We start from the raw sequence: 17978 nt of genomic DNA, 5'->3' as shown, positions 1-17978 counted from the left end.
TCTAAAGAAAGGTCCTAATGTAACTCCTATTTATGAACGTTTTTCTCAAGGCGAAAATATGGCTTCTGACAAAAAAATTCTGGCTGTTGTTTTAAAAAGGTATTATACTGATGTGGATGCAAGTCAACGCCCACAAGCATTCTACGACATGATTCAAAAAGACTATGGCGATCTGAATTCAGATGAGACTTATAAAAAGTTTGCAGATGCTGTTTTTGAGAAAACACTATTTTTAAACTCGGCTAAAGTAATAGCTACAAAAAATAAAGAGCTTTCAGTTTATAGCGCTTCTTTAAAAGGAATGAAAAAAGAAGATAGTTTACGCCTGTCAACCGAAAGAAAAGAACTGTTCCGTAAAGAGATACATATTATGGACAGTGTGTTCCTTTCAAAATTAGATACTGCAACATTACACCAGGATATTGCTTACAAAACCGCAACTGCCTTTACTTCAAACTTTTCAAAAAACTACCAGAAGTATTTTACAGCTTTTATTGCTAATGGTTATGCGTACAGCAATCTATACTTAAAAGGGATCCTTGAAATGAAAAAAGGACAAGCTTTATATCCTGATGCAAATTTCACCATGCGTGTGTCTTATGGCAATGTAAAATCTTATTCTCCAAAAGATGGGGTTAAATACAGCGAAGTTTGCACCTTGAATGGCGTAATGGAAAAATATCAACCAGGCGATTATGAATTTGATGCTCCTGCTAAGTTGATTGAATTGATAAAAGCTAAAGACTACGGTCAATACATTGACAAAAAAGCCAACGATGTTGTGGTAAGCTTTATTACTACAAACGATATCACCGGAGGAAATTCCGGGTCGCCTGTATTAAACGCTAAAGGAGAGTTAATTGGTCTTGCCTTTGATGGAAATTACGAAGCTTTAAGCCATAAGATCGCCTTCGACGGAGAACTTAACCGTACCATCTGTTTAGATGTACGTTACCTGTTATTTGTAGTTGACAAATTAGGAGGTGCTAAAAACATCATCGATGAATTAGTGCTAACAAAATAAAAAGTCCTTTTAAAAAGAAACCGGTTAACGCAAAACGTTAACCGGTTTTTTAGTTTATTCTTTTTTATTTACTGTCCTGAAAGTTTCTTTGCTTCCGCTAAATCTATTCTCTGACCATTTTTCAAGGCGATAACAAAGCAGTCTTTAAAGCCCTTTTCTCTCAGGTAATTTTGGTGTGCAGAAGCATCTTTTAGGGCTAAAAATTTTCCTGAAGTATATTTTAAAGTATTATTTACTCTGTAAAAATCCGCATCTGCAATAGCCGCGAATTTCTCCTGTTTTAAATTTAAGGCGATATCGCTTGTAGCGAATTGCACTTTAAAAAGAATTTCTGTTTTCAGTACTTCCTCTTTTTTCTTTATTTCCTGGAGCTTCACTTCCTGTTCCTTTTTTTCAGCAACAACAGCCTCCTTTTTTGGGTCGTTGACAGGTTTTAATTCTTTTTTAAATTTTTCAGCTATAGCAGCAGCAGAAACTACCGTATCCGTTTTTTCTTGTTTTTCTGGCTCAGTTTCCAATTCCGGCTGTTTAACAACAACTTCCGGCTGTTTAACCTCAGGAACTACTTCTCGTGGATTTTCTTGCTTGAGTGCTACAGAACCTTGTTCAACAGCGATGGGTTTTGATTTTATTTTTTCCGAATCGGGTTCAGAAATTTTTACTTCAACAACCTCTTCCTTAACTTTCTCCGGAGCTTTGGGCGCTTCCACTTCATCCTCATCGTCGTCACTTACTTTTTTCACGCCGGGTATGTTTCCTGCCTTTATATTTTCGTTTTCAAGGGCTACCTGGTTTTCGAATTCGTCATTGTACTCTTTTTTTTTTCCCTCTACCTCGTCTTTATATTTACGAAGTCCCCTGAACATAGCCTTGGCAAGATATTCCTGGCCTTTCGCGCTTCCTAAAAAAGTTTCTTCCAAAGGATTTGTAAGATAGCCGATTTCTGTTAAAATACTTGGCATGGAAGTGCGCCATAACACCCAGATACTTTGACGGTGAACGCCTTTGTCAATACGCCCCGCCTTTTTACCATACTCTTCCTGCATTTTCATGGCCAGACTGGCACTTTGAATCACATAAGCCGAAGTATAATTACTCATGATGATATAACTCTCTTCGCTTTCCGGATCAAATCCTCCATACTTTTTTTCATAATCGTCTTCATAAAAAATCGCGGAGTTTTCACGTGTTGCCACCTTCATTTTTCCCTCTTCGTTTTTTAAACCCATTACGTAAGTTTCAGTGCCGAAAGGAACAGGATTTGGCTTTTCTACTACAACGAGTTTTCCTTTTTTATTCTTATAGACCTTCGGACGTTTTTTGCCAGTTTTGGGATCTTTGATCATTACAGGCTTTCCGGCCGCATTGCAATGAATCGAAATGAAAAGATCTGCCTTGGCTTTATTGGCAATCTGAGCGCGATCTTCTAACTCTACAAATACATCGGTTGTACGGGTATAAATGACCTTTACATCTTTAAAATTTTCTTCGATGTATTTTCCCAGTTTCAGGGCAACAGCTAAAGCTACTTCTTTTTCCTTATGAATAGCGCCTGAACAGCCGGGGTCTTTGCCCCCATGGCCTGGATCAATGACAATTATCTTAATTGCATTTCCGCCCGCTTTATGTAAATAAGAGAACGCAAACCCAGTAATAGCAAGACCTACCAGTACAATAAAATATTGTAATTTTTTAACCATGAACCCTAATAAATTGTTATGCAATACGTTAAAGTATTGTAGCTTTGTGCACACTTGTGCTTTGAATAAAAGTATCTGATTCTGCTTGATAGTCGTCACACATAATAAAGTAGTTTTCTTCTTAGTCTTGTTAATATCTTTGATTATTAGCGAGTTAAACGCCCAAACTGGTCCCGGAGATACGTTAAAAAAAGTTAGCGTTGATACTATGGCCGCTCCAATCGCAAAACCCGAAGAAGATTCTGAAAGTCTGGAAGAGCAAGTTAAATATTCTGCTCAAGATAGTATCGTGGCTCTTCCTAATGAAGGCAAAGCTTTGCTTTATGGGAAAGCAAAAGTGACCTACGGAAGTACAGACATTGAAGCCGAATACATAGAAATTGATTATACAAAAAATATGATCATGGCTTACGGTAAAAAAGATAGTACGGGCAAACTGGTGGGGACCCCGGTATTTAAAGATGGTTCAGAAACCATGGAAGCCGATAAGATCATGTACAATCTTAAAACCAAAAAAGGAAAAATATTTAATGCACTCACCAAGCAAGGTGAGATACTGGTGATTGGGAAGGAAATTAAAAAGGATAGTTTAAACAATGTTTATTTTAAAGACATGCGTTGCCTCCCCTGCCAGGAAGCGGATGCCCGAACTGCCTTTAGGGCCACGAAGGCCAAGGCAATTCCTGACGATAAGATTGTAACCGGACCCATGTATCTTGAAATAGGAAATGTTCCTACGCCACTCGGTTTGCCGTTTGGTTTTTTTCCAAATACGAAAAAACAAGCCAATGGCATTTTAATGCCAACCTTTGGAACCTCCGCCGAAAGAGGTCTGAATTTGCGTAATGGGGGCTATTACATAGGTATAAACGACAAAACGGACATGGTCGTTCGAGGAGATATATACGCGAACGGTACCTGGGCTTTAAATACCACCAACAATTACAGGATACTCTATAAGTCAAGCGGATCGGCTTATCTGAGTTATAGCAAATTTAACATTGGTGATAAAGATGTGCCAACATCTTACACGCAGCAAAGGGCATACGAAATCAGGTGGATACACAACCAGGATAACAAAAGCGATCCTTCCATGCGTTTTGGAGCTAATGTGAATTTCATAAAAAACCAAAGTTACAACCGCTTTAATGCTATTAATACCGGGCAGTATCTTACCAATACCTTTTTGTCGAACATTAATTTCACAAAAACCTACAAACTCAGTTCTTTAAGCATTAATGCCATGCACAGTCAAAGTGCAAACAAGCAGGTGGAAATAGTTTTCCCCCAACTCACCTTCAACATCAACCGTTTTTATCCTTTTAAAAGGCAAAATGCTGTAAAACAAACTGTGATCGACAAAATTGGAATCAGCTACTTGTTAGAAACCCAAAATAAACTGAGTGGTACAGACTCCACAATTTTTAAAGGCTCTCCACTTGATAGCATGAACCTAGGAATAAGACATACAGTGCCCATCAGCACAAATTTTAATATTCTCAAATACATTACCGCTACTCCCGCCATTAATTTAACCTCGGTGATGTACACTAAGAGTATCAGTAAAACTTATACCACACAACCAACCCTCCAAGACTTTGCGATTAAAAGTCTGGTAACAGGGCAAGATTCAGTTATTGTTCAAAGAACCGTTAATACGGCCCTTATTAACACAAAGACAAACAAAGATTTAGTAGCAGCCTACGACGCAAATTTCTCCACTTCTTTTAATACAAAAGTATATTTCGATTACATGTTTAAAAAAGGAAAGGTCAAACAAATACGGCATTTACTCATTCCGACACTTGCCTATACCTACAGACCCGATTTTGGCGAACCTAAATACACTATCTGGAAAAACATACAGTACGACACACTTGGAAATAAAACAAAGTATTCGATTTTTGAAAAAGGCATATACGGCGGTCCTGCAAGAGGAAAACAAAGTGCTTTGTCTTTAAATTTAAACAACACCATTGAAGCAAAACTCAAACAAAAATCCGACACCGGAATAACGTACAAAAAAGTTACATTGATACAGGGACTGGGATTAAATGGCGCTTATAATTTTGCGGCCGATAGTCAGAAAATGAGTACAGTTGGAATCACCCTGAGAACAGTGCTGTTCAAATATTTTGATATTAATGCAAGTTCTGCTTTTGATCCGTATGTGTACAATAAAATTTCAGGCAACAGAACCAAAGACTATGTTTACAGTGCCGATGGTCGTTTAGCGCGGTTTACAAACGCCGGCGTTGGTATTAATACTTCTATAGGCAGTAATATGCTCGAAGCTTTGCGAAAAACAAGGCAGCCAACCGATCAGACTAACGGAGCTGAGCGTGGCGCACAAAACGATTTAAATGCCCAGGAAAAACTTCCCTGGAACTTACGTGTGGGGTATAATCTTAATTTGACCAATAACAATGATAGAAAAGTTCTTACCAGTCAGCTACTTAATTTTTCGGGAGACTTGATGCCTACCAAATTCTGGAAACTTGGTATTACCAGTGGTTTTGATTTTAATACAAGACGCTTAAGTTACACCAGCGTTAATATTTACCGTGATCTTAAATGCTGGGAGGCTCGTATAGACTGGATTCCCTTTGGACCTAACAAAAGTTATAACCTGACTGTAAATCTAAAATCTTCTATGCTAAGCGATGTCAAAATTCCGAAACGCAGTATCCCAAGATTAGATAGCTACTAACGTTAAATTTTTATTGCAGAATTTTTGCAATGATTTTGGTAGTTGAGTATCCCTGAACCATGGGAATAGTTTTAATTTCTCCGCCATTTGCTTTTACAATATCGTAGCCTACAATATTCTCAGCTTTGTAATCGTCACCTTTAACGAGTACGTTAGGTTGCAAAAATTGAATGAGCTCGTAAGGTGTTTCTTCGTCGAAAAAAACAATCAAATCAATGCAGGCTAATCCAGCCAAAACAATGGCACGCGTTTCTTCCGAGTTTATGGGACGATTAGGAGCTTTTTGTAAACGTTTTACAGAATTGTCGGTATTCAAGCCAAGAACCAAAGTATCTCCGAGGTCTCTCGCCTGGCTCAGATAATCCACATGACCCGGATGTAAAATGTCAAAACAGCCATTTGTAAAAACAATTTTTTTACCGGCATTGCGATAGACTTCTAACTTTTTTAAAGCCTCTTCTTTGCTTACAATTTTATCTTTAAGCAGTTGGTGAAACGACATCTTTTTTACGGTTGTAAAGTGGTAAAATTATCAGGCTTATAATTCCAAGAAAAACAATTAGTATAAATTGACTGGTCCAGGAAAGCCAAGGTAAAGCAAAAGAAGAAACTTTGTCGATGTTGTAAGTGGTGATCAAAATTCCTCCAAGAATGGCTGGATAGGCTCCCAATCCGCCCGGCGAAAAGATCACACCAAACGTTCCGAAAAGCAATAAGGTCAAACATTCTTTTTGTCCCAAATGCGAAGTTCCTGGCAATGCGAAAAAACAAAAATAGAGCGAGTAAAAATAGCAGGCCCAGATCATTAAACTAAGTCCTATAAATTTTAAAGGACTTTCCATTTTCCTAACAGAACCAATGCCTTCCCCCATCCCTTTTACAATGCCTCCCAGCTTTCCTTTTAAAAGAGCTGTAAATTTTTTTCTTAATAAAAATAGTACTGCAAAAAAACCAAGAACAACACTAGCCAGTATGACCAATTTTAAGGGGCTAGCACCCATTCCCGCTAGTTTAAGACGAAGCGGATCAAAAATAAGTTTATTTGCAAGCCCTATTAATTCAGAAAATTGTAATGCGAGGGTCAACACAAAAATGATAAGAAACAAAATGAAATCTATAATCCTTTCTGTGATCACTGTTCCAAAGCCCACTTCAAAAGGCACTTTATCGTATTTGGAAGCTAGCGTGCAGCGTGTTACTTCACCCATGCGGGGAATGCCATAATTTGCAAAATAACCGACTAAGACGTGACAGGTAGCATTCAGCAAATTTGTTTTATACCCTACGGGTTGTAATAAATAATTCCAACGGTAAGCCCTTAAAAAGTGGCTGAAAAAAGAAATTACCATTGCCACTGCTACCCACAGATAATCTGCGGTTTGAAATGCCACATAAATTTCTTGCTTCTGTTTGGGTGTAATTCCGCTGACAGATAACCAGATTAACAAAATACCAATACCCAATAAAACAACAAACTGTATAATTGACCTGGTATTTTTGCCCATATTATTTTAGTTTATTTGTTGTAGTATCCGGAAAAACAACCCAGGGACGAAATGTTTTTGCTTTTTCAAAATCCATGTTCGCGTATGAAATGATGATAACAACATCACTCAATTTTACCTTTAAAGCTGCAGGACCATTCAGGCAAATTACTCCGCTTCCCCTCTCTCCTTTTAAGACGTAAGTGATAAAACGTTCACCATTATTTTTGTTCAAAATGTGCACCTGCTCGTTCTCAATCAAATTTGCAGCATCCATCAAATCTTCATCAATAGTAACACTTCCTATATAATCCAATTCCGCCTGTGTAACAGTTACACAATGCAGTTTAGATTTCATAACCTGAATTTCCATAAGGCTACAAATTTAGGGTTTTTTATTAGTAATTGAAGAATAAAAAACCCGCTAAAATCAACTGCTTTGCACAATTTAACCTCATTTTTTCGCGTTATTATTACCTGGCAAGAATAGCTTTAATAGTCAGTGCTTTTTTACACTCAGCACTTCTTTTCTCACAGGTTAGCGATGGATATGGCGTTAATCTGCCCAGATTTTACAAGGATAAAATCCACTTCGGATTTACTATCGCCGGCAATCAAACAGATTTTAGAATTAACCCTGTTCCTAATTCTGTTTTTCCAGATACACTTATGGGAGAATCACGTTACACTGTAAAAACCGTTTACTCGAAACCTTCATCTGCCTTCGCTATTGGATTGGTCGTAGACAAACGAGTAGCAGAGTATCTCCGTTTAAGATTTACACCCAACATTAGTTTCGGAACGCGCAAAATTCAATATACTCTAGCAAGTCAGAATAGGGATACTCTAAAGTTCTTCGAAAAATCTGTTGAATCTGTTTTCCTCATTTTTCCTTTGGAAGTTAAAATACAATCCAAACGTCAGGGCAATTTTTCGGCATACGTAATTGGTGGCGGTGGTTATACGCTCGATCTTTCAGCAAGAAAAAAAGCCGGAAACGGATCTACAGGTGGCGCTAACCAATTAGACGATAACGTAAAGATTTTGCGCGACGATTATTTTTATAGCGCCGGTGCAGGAACCGATTTTTATCTCAATTATTTCAAACTCGGATTTGAATTGAAACTCCTTATAGGAAACAAAAATCTCATGAAAAAAGAGAACAGCGTTTTTACAAACAGTATCGATAAGGTACGTTCACGTATGGTTGTGTTTAGCATTACTTTTGAGGGCCCCTGACTTTTACCTTGAATACGAAGAGAAGATTTAGGTTTTTTTATTAGTTTTATACTCCGGTTAAACTCAACTAAATCAATAACTTTGCACATTTAAACGTGTAAATTACTTATCATCTCTCTGAAAAGAATAGCCTTAATACTTACCGCGTTTTTATACTCAGCCTTTCTTTTGTCGCAGGAAAGTGATGGTTACGGAGTTAACCTGCCAAGGTTCTATCAACAAAAAATTCATTTCGGATTTACTATTGCCGGAAATCAAACCGATTTTAGAATTAATCCCGTGCCCAATTCTTTCTTTCCTGATACATTGATAGGTGACTCTCGTTATCAAATTAAAACCATTTACTCTAAACCCTCGGGAGGTTTCGCTATAGGCCTGGTTGGAGACGCCCGAATTGCACAATATGTGCGTTTAAGATTTACGCCTAACATTAGTTTTGGGACCCGCAAAATTCAATATACTCTTAATACGCCTGACAGAGATAGTGTAAAGATCTTTGAAAAAACAGTAGAATCTGTTTTTCTCATTTTTCCGATGGAAGTTAAAATACAATCAAAACGTCAGGCTAATTTCTCTGCTTATGTTATTGGCGGCGGTGGTTATACACTCGATCTCTCTGCAAGAAAGAAAGCCGGAAATGGTTCAACAGGGGGCCCAAATCAATTGGATGATAATGTAAAAGTTTTGCGTGATGACTACTTTTACAGTGCCGGTGCGGGCACCGATTTCTATCTGCAATATTTTAAACTGGGTTTTGAATTAAAATTATTGATAGGAACTAAAAATCTCCTTAAAAAAGAGAATAGTGTATTTACAAATAGCATCGATAAAATACGTTCACGAATGGTGGTATTTAGTATTACCTTTGAAGGATAGGAACCGAAAAAATTGATAAACTTCGTGTCCAACTGAAGAATAAAAATCTTCCAACTATGCAAACAAAACTACAACTACAGGTTAGTCCTCAAACGGCTTTAAACGAAGTCCTGCTAAAAGAAGAAGTGCGCGAACAGCTCTCTTTGAAATCAGATTCAACGCTTCACATAAAAATTCTAAAACGAAGTATTGATGCACGTGGAAGAAAGATCCGAATTAACCTTACTGTTCAGGCGGCAGTGGATGAAGAGATTCTGCGTGAAAAAATTCACATTACTTATCCCGATGTTTCGTCATCTGCCAAAACCTGTCACATTATAGGGGCAGGACCTGCAGGATTATTCGCTGCATTACGTTGCCTGGAACTGGGCATAAAACCAATTATTATAGAGCGCGGTAAAGATGTGAAAGCACGAAGGAGAGATCTTGCCGCTATCAATAAAGAACAGATCGTAAATCCCGAAAGTAATTATTGTTTCGGAGAAGGTGGTGCCGGAACATACAGCGATGGCAAGCTATATACAAGGTCAAATAAGCGCGGTGACATTGATAAAATACTTAAGACCTTTGTTTATCATGGTGCCAGCGAAGAAATTTTAATTGACGCGCATCCTCACATTGGTACTAATAAATTGCCGCAATTGATTCAATTTATGCGCGAAACCATTTTGCAATTTGGTGGTGAAGTACATTTTAATTCTAAGTTAATTGACTTTTCTACTAGCAATGAAAAGCTCACTTCTATAAAATTATCAAGCGAAAAAGGCGAACAAGATTTTCCCGTACAAAATGTTATCCTGGCCACAGGGCATTCTGCGCGCGACATCTATGAATTGCTCAACGCTAAAAACATCCTCCTCGAAGCAAAACCTTTTGCGCTTGGTGTTCGCGTCGAACATCCTCAATCCTTAATAGACAGTATACAATATCATTGTGGAAGTCTGAATGAAGTTATTGAGAAACGCGAATTTTTACCGGCCGCAAGTTATAGTTTGGTTCAACAGGTAAAAGGTTATGGCGTTTATTCTTTTTGTATGTGCCCGGGCGGAATCATAGCGCCCTGCGCTACAAGCCAGGAAGAAGTGGTAACTAACGGATGGAGCCCGAGTAAACGAAATAATCCCTATGCTAATAGTGGAATTGTTGTGGGACTGGAATTAAAAGATTTTGAACCCTATAAAAAATTTGGGGCATTGGCCGGGCTTGAATTTCAAAAACAATTTGAACACACCGCCTGGGCTTTTGGCGGAAAGACACAGACAGCGCCAGCCCAACGTCTGCAAGACTTTACAAATGGGCGAGTAAGTTCTTCTTTACCAGATTGCAGCTATCAACCAGGTTTAAAAAGTGTAGAAATGCAACAAGTTTTAGGCAGGTTAATTGGCCCCGCCTTAAAAGAAGGTTTTAAAGCTTTTGGAACTAAGATGCGCGGTTACATGACAAACGAAGCTTTGATAGTTGGCGTAGAGTCGCGCACCTCAACTCCTGTGCGAATTCCACGCGATAAAGATCTGCTCTATCATCCCCAATTGAAAAATCTTTTTCCTTGTGGAGAGGGGGCAGGTTATGCCGGAGGTATTGTAAGTGCCGCCATGGATGGCGAGCGCTGCGCCAACAGTTTGAATTACTAAAAATAGTACATTTGTATTTTTAAATTATGTCACGAATTTTAACTGGTATACAAAGCACTAACGTTCCGCATCTTGGTAATTTGCTGGGCGCTATTATACCTGCCATTGAACTAAGTAAAAAAGCTGAGAACGACAGTTTATTTTTTATTGCAGATCTTCACACTTTAACCAGTAAGAAGGACGCTGAATTTATTAAAGAAAGTACAAAGTCAGTAGCAGCCACCTGGTTGGCTTTCGGACTCGATCCGCATAGAACGGTTTTTTACCGTCAGAGTCGTGTGCCACAAGTTACGGAGTTAACCTGGTATTTGAATTGTTTCACCCCTTTTCCAATGTTGGCCAACGCGCATTCTTTTAAAGATAAAAGTGAGCGTTTGAGTGATGTAAATGCCGGTTTATTTACTTACCCGGTTTTAATGGCGGCTGATATTCTATTGTATGATGCGCAATTTGTTCCAGTTGGAAAAGACCAAATGCAACATTTGGAAATCGCTGCGGACATTGCAAGATCATTTAACCATAAACTGGAGAAGGAAATTCTTGTCGTTCCTGAAGGATTGACAGATTCTCGTGTAATGATCGTTCCGGGAATCGACGGGCAAAAAATGAGTAAGTCTTATAACAATTTCATCAATATTTTTCTTCCGGAAAAAGAATTGAAAAAAGTAGTCATGAGCATTGTAAGTGATAGCAAGAGCCTGGAGGATCCCAAAGATCCGGAAACAGATAATACATTTAAATTGTACGCGCTCTTAGCAAGCCCCGAAGAAACAGGAACCATGCGCCAGAATTATTTGAAAGGCGGCTTTGGTTATGGTCACGCAAAAACGGCCTTGTTGAATTTGATTCTCGAAAAATATAAAGAGCCCCGTAAAACTTACGATCACTTTATGGCTAATCCTGATTTACTTGAAAAAGAACTAGCTATTGGAGAAGCGAAGGCTAATAAAATGGCGAATGATAAGCTGAAGCAGATACGAGAGGTTTTGGGGTACTAATTATTTTTTCTTTTTAGGAGGTTTACAAGTTTTACAGAAATCTGAAAGCATTTCTATTTCTTTTAAAATTTCTCCATGCAGTTGTTTGAGCTTTTCTTCATTCCTACCGAGATCGCATTGTCTTGCCGCAAAAGCATGTTGCGTATTAAGTGCCTGAGACATTTCCTCATAGATAGGCTTGCAAAAACTTACATCGGAAAAAGCAGTCTTCTCTTCGTAAATTTTCTTTCTGAATTTTCTCGCATACAATTCCGCAAGATCAAAAGAATACCTTCCAAAGTTCAAAAGCTGATACGCCATTGTGCTGTCAACAGCAACAATGGAAGAAGCATTCCGTTGAAATGAGCAATTTACTTTGGAATTAAAGTTTTTAGTGAACATAAATTCTGCCTGAAGCATGTAAAAGGAATAGTCGAAACTAGCAGTGGAATATATACTGTAATTACTTCCTTGTCCTACCTGAGTTGCGGGTGATTGAAAATCAGAAAATTGAAGCTGATAATTTTTGTCCCATGCCAGCATGTTCTGCGACTTTATTGACACTGAATACACAAGCAAACCAAAAAGATAAAACCATTTCATCGATGCCTTTGTCGTCTATTCAACCCAGCTCTTGTAATATTTTCCATCATCAATACCCATGGCCTCTTCAGTCACCATCAAAGGTTTAAAGGTATCAATCATTACAGCCAGTTCTTGTGTTTCCTTATGACCTATACTGCGCTCCATAGCTCCGGGGGCCGGACCATGAGGAATGCCTTTTGGATGCAAAGTAATATGGCCTTGTTCAATATTATTACGGCTCATAAAATCCCCATCTACATAATACAAAACCTCATCGCTATCAATGTTGCTGTGATTGTATGGAGCGGGCACTGCTAAAGGATGATAATCGTATAAACGTGGACAGAAACTGCAAACTACAAAAGTGTTTGTTTCGAAAGTCTGATGCACCGGAGGCGGTTGATGTATGCGACCTGTTATAGGTTCAAAATTATGAATAGAAAACCCCCATGGAAAATTATAACCGTCCCAACCCACCACATCAAAAGGATGCGTAGCATAAATCACTTCATGCATCATACCTTCCTTTTTTATCTTAATCAAGAAGTCTCCTTTTTGATCATGCGTTTCTATAACCGTTGGTAATTTATAATCGCGCTCGCAAAAGGGTGAATGTTCTAACAATTGCCCTTGCGAATTTTTGTAACGTTTCGGCGTGTAGTAGGGCGAATGACTTTCGCAAAACAACAAACGGTTATCGCTCGTTTCAAAATGCATTTGATAAATCATGCCACGCGGAATGATCAGGTAATCGCCGTATTCAAAGTCAATGTTACCCATCATTGTTTTCAAAGTGCCTTTCCCTTTATGAATAAAAAGCATTTCGTCGGCATCGGCATTCTTATAAAAGTACTCGGTTTGACTTTGAGTGGGGGCTGCTAAACCAATTGCACAATCAGAATTAATTAAAAGTGTTTTTCTGCTTGCTAAAAAATCTGCTTCAGGTTTAATTTCAAAACCTTTTAATAAAAGCGCTTTAATGTTTTTACCAATGGCTATTTTAGGCTCAACCGAATAACTTTTGATTATTTCTTTTACCTGAGTAGGACGGTGCACATGGTAAAGCAACGAAGACATACCGTGAAACCCTTCCGTTCCGAACAATTGCTCGTAATAAAAGTTGTCTTTTTTGTCTTTAAAAATTGTATGTCTTTTTTGTGGAATTTCTCCAAGCTTGTGATAGATCGGCATAGGGATGCTTTTAAATTTTAAATACGTTTTCCTTTTACGTGCATGGTTTGCGAGGTCTTTAATTTTTGATCTCCCGATGCATTAGTTCCTGCAATCAAAGTAACACTTACTTTAAATTGAATTTTATCCTTGAAAATAAATTGTTTTATGTTCACATCCGTTAAATCTGCATTAACCGTAGAAACATTTTGCGGAATAACAGTTTTAGTCGCAATAAGAAGATCGCCTAGTCCGCTCGTCTTAATGTAAATATTAATGGATTTTAAAAAGTTCAAATTTCCACTAGAGTTAGAAATAGTAAACTTTGTCATTTTAATTTCTTCAATAAGATCTTGTGTGGTAGATTCTGATGTGAAGCGACTTGCCGAAGCGGTTGAAATTTCAGGAGTATTAAACTCAACAGTTTGAGTTGTACCTGTAACTACAGCCGCTAAAGTAGATGATGGTATCGTAATATCACCTGTGGTATAATTCATATCAAACGCCGTAGCTTTATTTACTTCATCTTTTGTTTTTTGGCAGGAGGTAATCCCTGCAAATACCAGGACAGCTAAAATTACTATGGCTGCGTTTTTCATGTGTGTGGGGGGTTAATTTTATTTATTTTAAAGATAGGTTATTTTTCAATATCTCCTTTAAATTGGGGCGCAGGCGGCTTTTATAAACAGATAAACACTCCGGACCATTCTTAACTCTGCCTTTGCGAAGCTCGCGTTGTTCTTCTATCGGAAGCGCTGCAATTCTAACGCAATCCGGGGTGCAGCAGCCGTTCATTTTCTCAGCACATTCGGCACACTGAATAAATAACAGGTGGCAATCATCGTTTTTGCAATTCGTGTGTGTGTCGCAAGGTTTGCCGCATTGGTGACATTCTGATAAAATATCTTCCGTAATACGTTCTCCAATACGCTCATCAAAAACAAAATTCATCCCTTTGAATTTGCTTTCAAGGTTTTGTTCTTTTATTTCCTGCGCGTATTGAATAATCCCGCCTTTTAAATGATGCACATCTTTAAACCCTTTGTGTTTAAAATAAGCACTGGCTTTTTCACAGCGAATACCTCCCGTGCAATACATTACAATCTTTTTGTCTTCCTGACCTCTTAAATGATCAATCACTAAAGGTAACTCCTCTCTAAAAGTATCCGCGTCCGGACAAAATGCTCTGTCAAACCTTCCTACCTCACTCTCATAATGATTGCGCATGTCAATCACAATGGTATCTTCGTCGGCAACGGCTTTATTAAATTCCCCGGCATTTAAATAAGAACCTGTGTTGGCGGGATCAAAATTTTCATCTTCGATTCCATCCGCCACAATTTTTTCACGCACCTTTACGATAAGTTTGTAAAAGGATTTTCCATTGCCATCTACTGCGTGCTTAAAAGGCACATCTTTAAAATAAGGCAAGCCATGAACTAAAGCTACAAAGGCTTCCCAATTTTCCTCTGGAACGCTCATTTGAGCATTAATTCCTTCTTTGGCAAGATAGATGCGGCCAAAACAATTCAGGTCGTTCCAGCTTTTGAAAAGTTCATCTCTTAATGCATGAGGTTCAGGAATCTGAACGTAGCGGTAAAACGAAATGGTTTTACGTTTGATATTTTCTTCTTTTAAACGTTGCTTAAGAACGTTTTTGTCGGTACGGTTTACTAAAATTGACATCTGATAAAAATAATTGCAGGTTATATTATCGTGCAAAAAGCGCTTTTTAAATCAAAAATTCTTTTTACGTTTGCAAACGATTGCAAAGATACAAAAATTGTTCTAAAACATAAGTGATATAAGTCATGTCGAATACGCAGGAAAAGGTATTAATAATAGGGGCCGGAGGGCAAATCGGGTTAGAATTAACCGAAAATTTATCTAACATTTATGGGGCTGAAAATGTAGTTCCCTCAGATTTAAAAGCACCGGAAGATGCTTTTAAAAATAATCCTTTTGAAAGACTGGATGCTTTGGACAAGGATGCGATGTTTTCCATAGTAAAAAAACATGGTATCACTCAGGTGTATCATCTTGCGGCTTTATTATCTGCCACAGGCGAACAAAAACCTATGTCAGCCTGGAAACTCAATATGGAAAGCTTATTTCACGTATTAGATCTTGCTAAAGAAAAACACATTTCTAAAGTTTATTGGCCAAGTTCTATCGCGGTTTTTGGTCCTACTACACCAAGCGAAAACACCCCACAATACACCGTTATGGAGCCCTCTACTATTTACGGGATCAGTAAACAAGCGGGTGAAAGATGGTGCGAATGGTATTTTAAAAAACATGGTGTAGATGTTAGAAGTTTACGCTACCCGGGTTTAATTGGCTGGAAAAGCGCTCCGGGTGGGGGAACTACGGATTATGCTGTCCATATTTTTCACGAAGCTTTAAAAAATGGAAGCTACGAATGTTTCTTAAGTGAAAACACAGCTTTACCTATGATGCACATGGAAGATGCTATCCGCGCAACCATTGAAATCATGCACGCTCCTGCCGAAAGTATTAAAATAAGAGGTGCTTACAATCTATCAGGAATCAGTTTTAGTCCTAAAGAAATAGCTGCAGAAATAAAAAAACATATTCCTGACTTTAAGATTTCTTATAATCCAGATTTCCGCCAGGCCATTGCCGACAGCTGGCCGAAAAGTATTGACGATTCGCACGCGCAAAAAGACTGGAACTGGAAAGTAAAATACGATCTTCCAAAACTGGTAGAGAATATGCTGGAGAATCTTAAATAACACGCATGCGTTTTCTTACCCAAAAAAAGTGCTGCCTCCTTCTGGTATTGATGGTAGTAAATACACTTTTAATTGCACAGGCCTTTCAGAAAAAAGATGCTATTTGTAGCGCGGGCATTGGTATACCGCACCTTAACAAATCTATTACCCGCCTTCAAACAGAGAAGACTTCTTTTAAAGAAGGCTTTAAAGGGGCTATTCAAACTAAAATAAAAGGAACAAATCCTCTTTGTTTAAAATACGAATACGCCCTCACAAAAAACTTCTCTCTGGGATTGAGTTTTGCATGGTATGGCATTGAGATCAGAGTAACCGACTCTTATACCGTTGCCAATGGTACACAGGCCGGAAAACAAATGGAAGATAAATATAGCTACAGGCTTAGTAGCGGATCCCTCGGACTAAGGCCTAATTATCACATTCCGCTTGAAAGTGTAAAGTCCGATTTATTTGTAGGATGTGCCTTTGGATTTACCAAAAACTCCTTAGCAATTACAGTTTCACAGACAGGAACTTACGGATATGGCTTTGCGGATGTAAAACTTCCCAATGGTTTGTATATTGCTCCAACACTTGGCTACCGTTATTACATCACAACTAACCTTGCCTTCAATCTGGAAGTTGGTTACGAAAGAGGAGCCTTAATGGAATTAGGATTAGCTTATCGCTTCCGTCCTTATCATTATGAGCCACTAAAGTAATAAGTAATCATATGCAGCTGTGCTTTGAGTTGGCTAGTCGAGCGCTTTTAAAGCGGCCTTAAAATTTTCAGTAGTTGTCTCAATCAGGTCAAAACTAACCGTTTGGTTGGAGCTTATAGTGATGGGGGTAAAGGACGAATAGAGTTTGTTGTCTTTCACTCCTAAAGCTACCACCGTGCATTTAAGGCCGGTTGGAGCATAGTTATAAATATAATCGTCTGCCTGGTTATATTTATATACATGAACCATACTATTTACATCCTTAAAAACGAGAAAAATATTATTCAAATTACCGGTTTGGTTAGCATGAATAGTGAGAGTTGTTTGAACAGAAGATGAAAAATAGTTTGGATTATCGCTGTTACACCAGGTGCCGCTACTTGCAGGACTCGAAAAATTATACAGGTCATAAACATAATTTGACGTAGTATAAAAAACAGAGTCGCCTGGATTGTTATACCATCCAGACCCGGTTTTATTAGTATCGACTAATATCACAAAAGGTTTCATGCCTGTGTCAAGAGCTTGTTTTAATGGCTGTAAAATTTGGATCTTGGCGTTTGACTTTAATTCCACCGCATTATTATTTATAAGAGCTTTAATAAAAAATTCGCCTGCAGACTTTAAAATCGTACCATCATACGCTTGTGTAGGCATGTCAGACAATAACATATCGCTTTTTTTATAAATGTCTTTAAACTCAATTACAACACTTGCTGAAGCTGGAGTGAAAGTATTGGGCGCTATATTGATAGTAGTTCCTTGCTGTGATATAAAACTACCACCTGTTCCGGCATTAAAAGTAAATGTTTCTTTTTGCACTCCATTCTTTAAATAAAAATCACTTAGTGAAGTGTAGTTGTCTATTACAACAGGTGTTTCCGGTGAAGACTCGCTTTCGGACTTTTTATCTTTTCTACAGGAAAAAACAAGTAAAGTACTGATCAGGATTAAATAGTGAATGCTTTTTTTCATAGGTTTGGGTTAAATTAATTTAAATAAGAGTAACAGATATGATGCCGGAAAATGTTAAATCCATAATCGCTGATAAAGATCGCCACATAAATTACAAAGCTAAACGTTACATATTTCCGTCATATTTATATAGTTTACTAAACCTTTAAA

At 38.1% G+C, this 17978-nt stretch carries 17 protein-coding genes; 8 read left to right on the top strand and 9 right to left on the bottom strand.

Annotation, left to right across the window (positions count from 1 at the left end; translation table 11 throughout):
- The first annotated feature begins 148 nt into the window (after window positions 1-148).
- The gene (locus tag CNR22_10625; GenBank protein PBQ34875.1) at window positions 149-1024 is read left to right on the top strand and encodes a hypothetical protein; all 876 of its coding nucleotides are present in this window, start codon (window positions 149-151) and stop codon (window positions 1022-1024) included.
- Window positions 1025-1092: 68 nt separating this feature from the next.
- Here the strand turns inward: CNR22_10625 and CNR22_10620 are convergent, their stop codons facing one another.
- A complete protein-coding gene (locus CNR22_10620; protein ID PBQ32206.1) occupies window positions 1093-2724 on the bottom strand; it encodes a hypothetical protein in 1632 nt (543 codons plus the stop codon).
- Between the two features lie 139 nt (window positions 2725-2863).
- On the opposite strand from CNR22_10620, the gene CNR22_10615 reads away from it, so the two are divergent.
- On the top strand, window positions 2864-5434 hold the full coding sequence (locus CNR22_10615; protein ID PBQ32205.1) for a hypothetical protein: 2571 nt from the start codon (window positions 2864-2866) through the stop codon (window positions 5432-5434).
- Between the two features lie 10 nt (window positions 5435-5444).
- Here the strand turns inward: CNR22_10615 and rfaE2 are convergent, their stop codons facing one another.
- The 3 genes from rfaE2 to CNR22_10600 are packed head-to-tail and all read right to left on the bottom strand — an operon-like array spanning window position 5445 to window position 7291.
- On the bottom strand, window positions 5445-5936 hold the full coding sequence (gene rfaE2 / locus CNR22_10610; protein ID PBQ32204.1) for a D-glycero-beta-D-manno-heptose 1-phosphate adenylyltransferase: 492 nt from the start codon (window positions 5934-5936) through the stop codon (window positions 5445-5447).
- The gene (locus CNR22_10605; protein PBQ32203.1) at window positions 5914-6939 is read right to left on the bottom strand and encodes a hypothetical protein; all 1026 of its coding nucleotides are present in this window, start codon (window positions 6937-6939) and stop codon (window positions 5914-5916) included. Before CNR22_10605 ends, rfaE2 begins: the two co-directional genes overlap by 23 nt.
- A gap of 1 nt (window position 6940) precedes the next feature.
- Window positions 6941-7291, bottom strand: a complete 351-nt coding sequence (locus CNR22_10600) for an aspartate 1-decarboxylase (protein ID PBQ32202.1) — start codon at window positions 7289-7291, stop codon at window positions 6941-6943.
- Between the two features lie 32 nt (window positions 7292-7323).
- On the opposite strand from CNR22_10600, the gene CNR22_10595 reads away from it, so the two are divergent.
- The 4 genes from CNR22_10595 to trpS all read left to right on the top strand — a co-directional run bounded on the left by CNR22_10595 (window position 7324) and on the right by trpS (window position 11662).
- Window positions 7324-8157 (top strand): hypothetical protein, encoded by an 834-nt coding sequence (locus CNR22_10595; protein ID PBQ32201.1) that lies wholly within the window; start codon window positions 7324-7326, stop codon window positions 8155-8157.
- Between the two features lie 108 nt (window positions 8158-8265).
- Complete coding sequence (locus CNR22_10590) at window positions 8266-9033, top strand: hypothetical protein (protein PBQ32200.1); 768 nt, start codon at window positions 8266-8268, stop codon at window positions 9031-9033.
- 56 nt (window positions 9034-9089) lie between these two features.
- A complete protein-coding gene (locus CNR22_10585) occupies window positions 9090-10664 on the top strand; it encodes an FAD-binding protein (protein ID PBQ32199.1) in 1575 nt (524 codons plus the stop codon).
- Between the two features lie 26 nt (window positions 10665-10690).
- Window positions 10691-11662, top strand: coding sequence for a tryptophan--tRNA ligase (trpS, locus tag CNR22_10580; GenBank protein PBQ32198.1), 972 nt, complete (start codon window positions 10691-10693; stop codon window positions 11660-11662).
- On the opposite strand, the gene CNR22_10575 is transcribed toward trpS, so the two are convergent.
- The 4 genes from CNR22_10575 to CNR22_10560 form a co-directional block, all read right to left on the bottom strand.
- Window positions 11663-12184 carry a hypothetical protein gene (locus CNR22_10575; protein PBQ32197.1) on the bottom strand — a complete coding sequence of 174 codons (522 nt, stop codon included), beginning with the start codon at window positions 12182-12184 and terminating at the stop codon, window positions 11663-11665.
- Window positions 12185-12259: 75 nt separating this feature from the next.
- Window positions 12260-13417 carry a homogentisate 1,2-dioxygenase gene (locus CNR22_10570; GenBank protein PBQ32196.1) on the bottom strand — a complete coding sequence of 386 codons (1158 nt, stop codon included), beginning with the start codon at window positions 13415-13417 and terminating at the stop codon, window positions 12260-12262.
- Window positions 13418-13434: 17 nt separating this feature from the next.
- Window positions 13435-13995, bottom strand: a complete 561-nt coding sequence (locus tag CNR22_10565; GenBank protein ID PBQ32195.1) for a hypothetical protein — start codon at window positions 13993-13995, stop codon at window positions 13435-13437.
- 22 nt (window positions 13996-14017) lie between these two features.
- Window positions 14018-15082: a hypothetical protein gene (locus tag CNR22_10560; protein ID PBQ32194.1), complete on the bottom strand. Its 1065-nt coding sequence runs from the start codon at window positions 15080-15082 to the stop codon at window positions 14018-14020.
- Between the two features lie 125 nt (window positions 15083-15207).
- On the opposite strand from CNR22_10560, the gene CNR22_10555 reads away from it, so the two are divergent.
- Window positions 15208-16152, top strand: coding sequence for an NAD-dependent epimerase (locus tag CNR22_10555; GenBank protein ID PBQ32193.1), 945 nt, complete (start codon window positions 15208-15210; stop codon window positions 16150-16152).
- Between the two features lie 5 nt (window positions 16153-16157).
- Window positions 16158-16853, top strand: a complete 696-nt coding sequence (locus CNR22_10550) for a hypothetical protein (protein PBQ32192.1) — start codon at window positions 16158-16160, stop codon at window positions 16851-16853.
- A gap of 33 nt (window positions 16854-16886) precedes the next feature.
- Here CNR22_10550 and CNR22_10545 read toward each other — a convergent pair whose 3' ends face one another.
- Window positions 16887-17828, bottom strand: a complete 942-nt coding sequence (locus CNR22_10545; GenBank protein ID PBQ32191.1) for a hypothetical protein — start codon at window positions 17826-17828, stop codon at window positions 16887-16889.
- Window positions 17829-17978: the final 150 nt, after the last annotated feature.

The sequence above is a fragment of the Sphingobacteriaceae bacterium genome (assembly GCA_002319075.1).
In the GTDB taxonomy this organism is placed as follows: domain Bacteria; phylum Bacteroidota; class Bacteroidia; order B-17B0; family Aurantibacillaceae; genus Aurantibacillus.
This window is presented reverse-complemented; position numbering and strand designations above follow the sequence as displayed.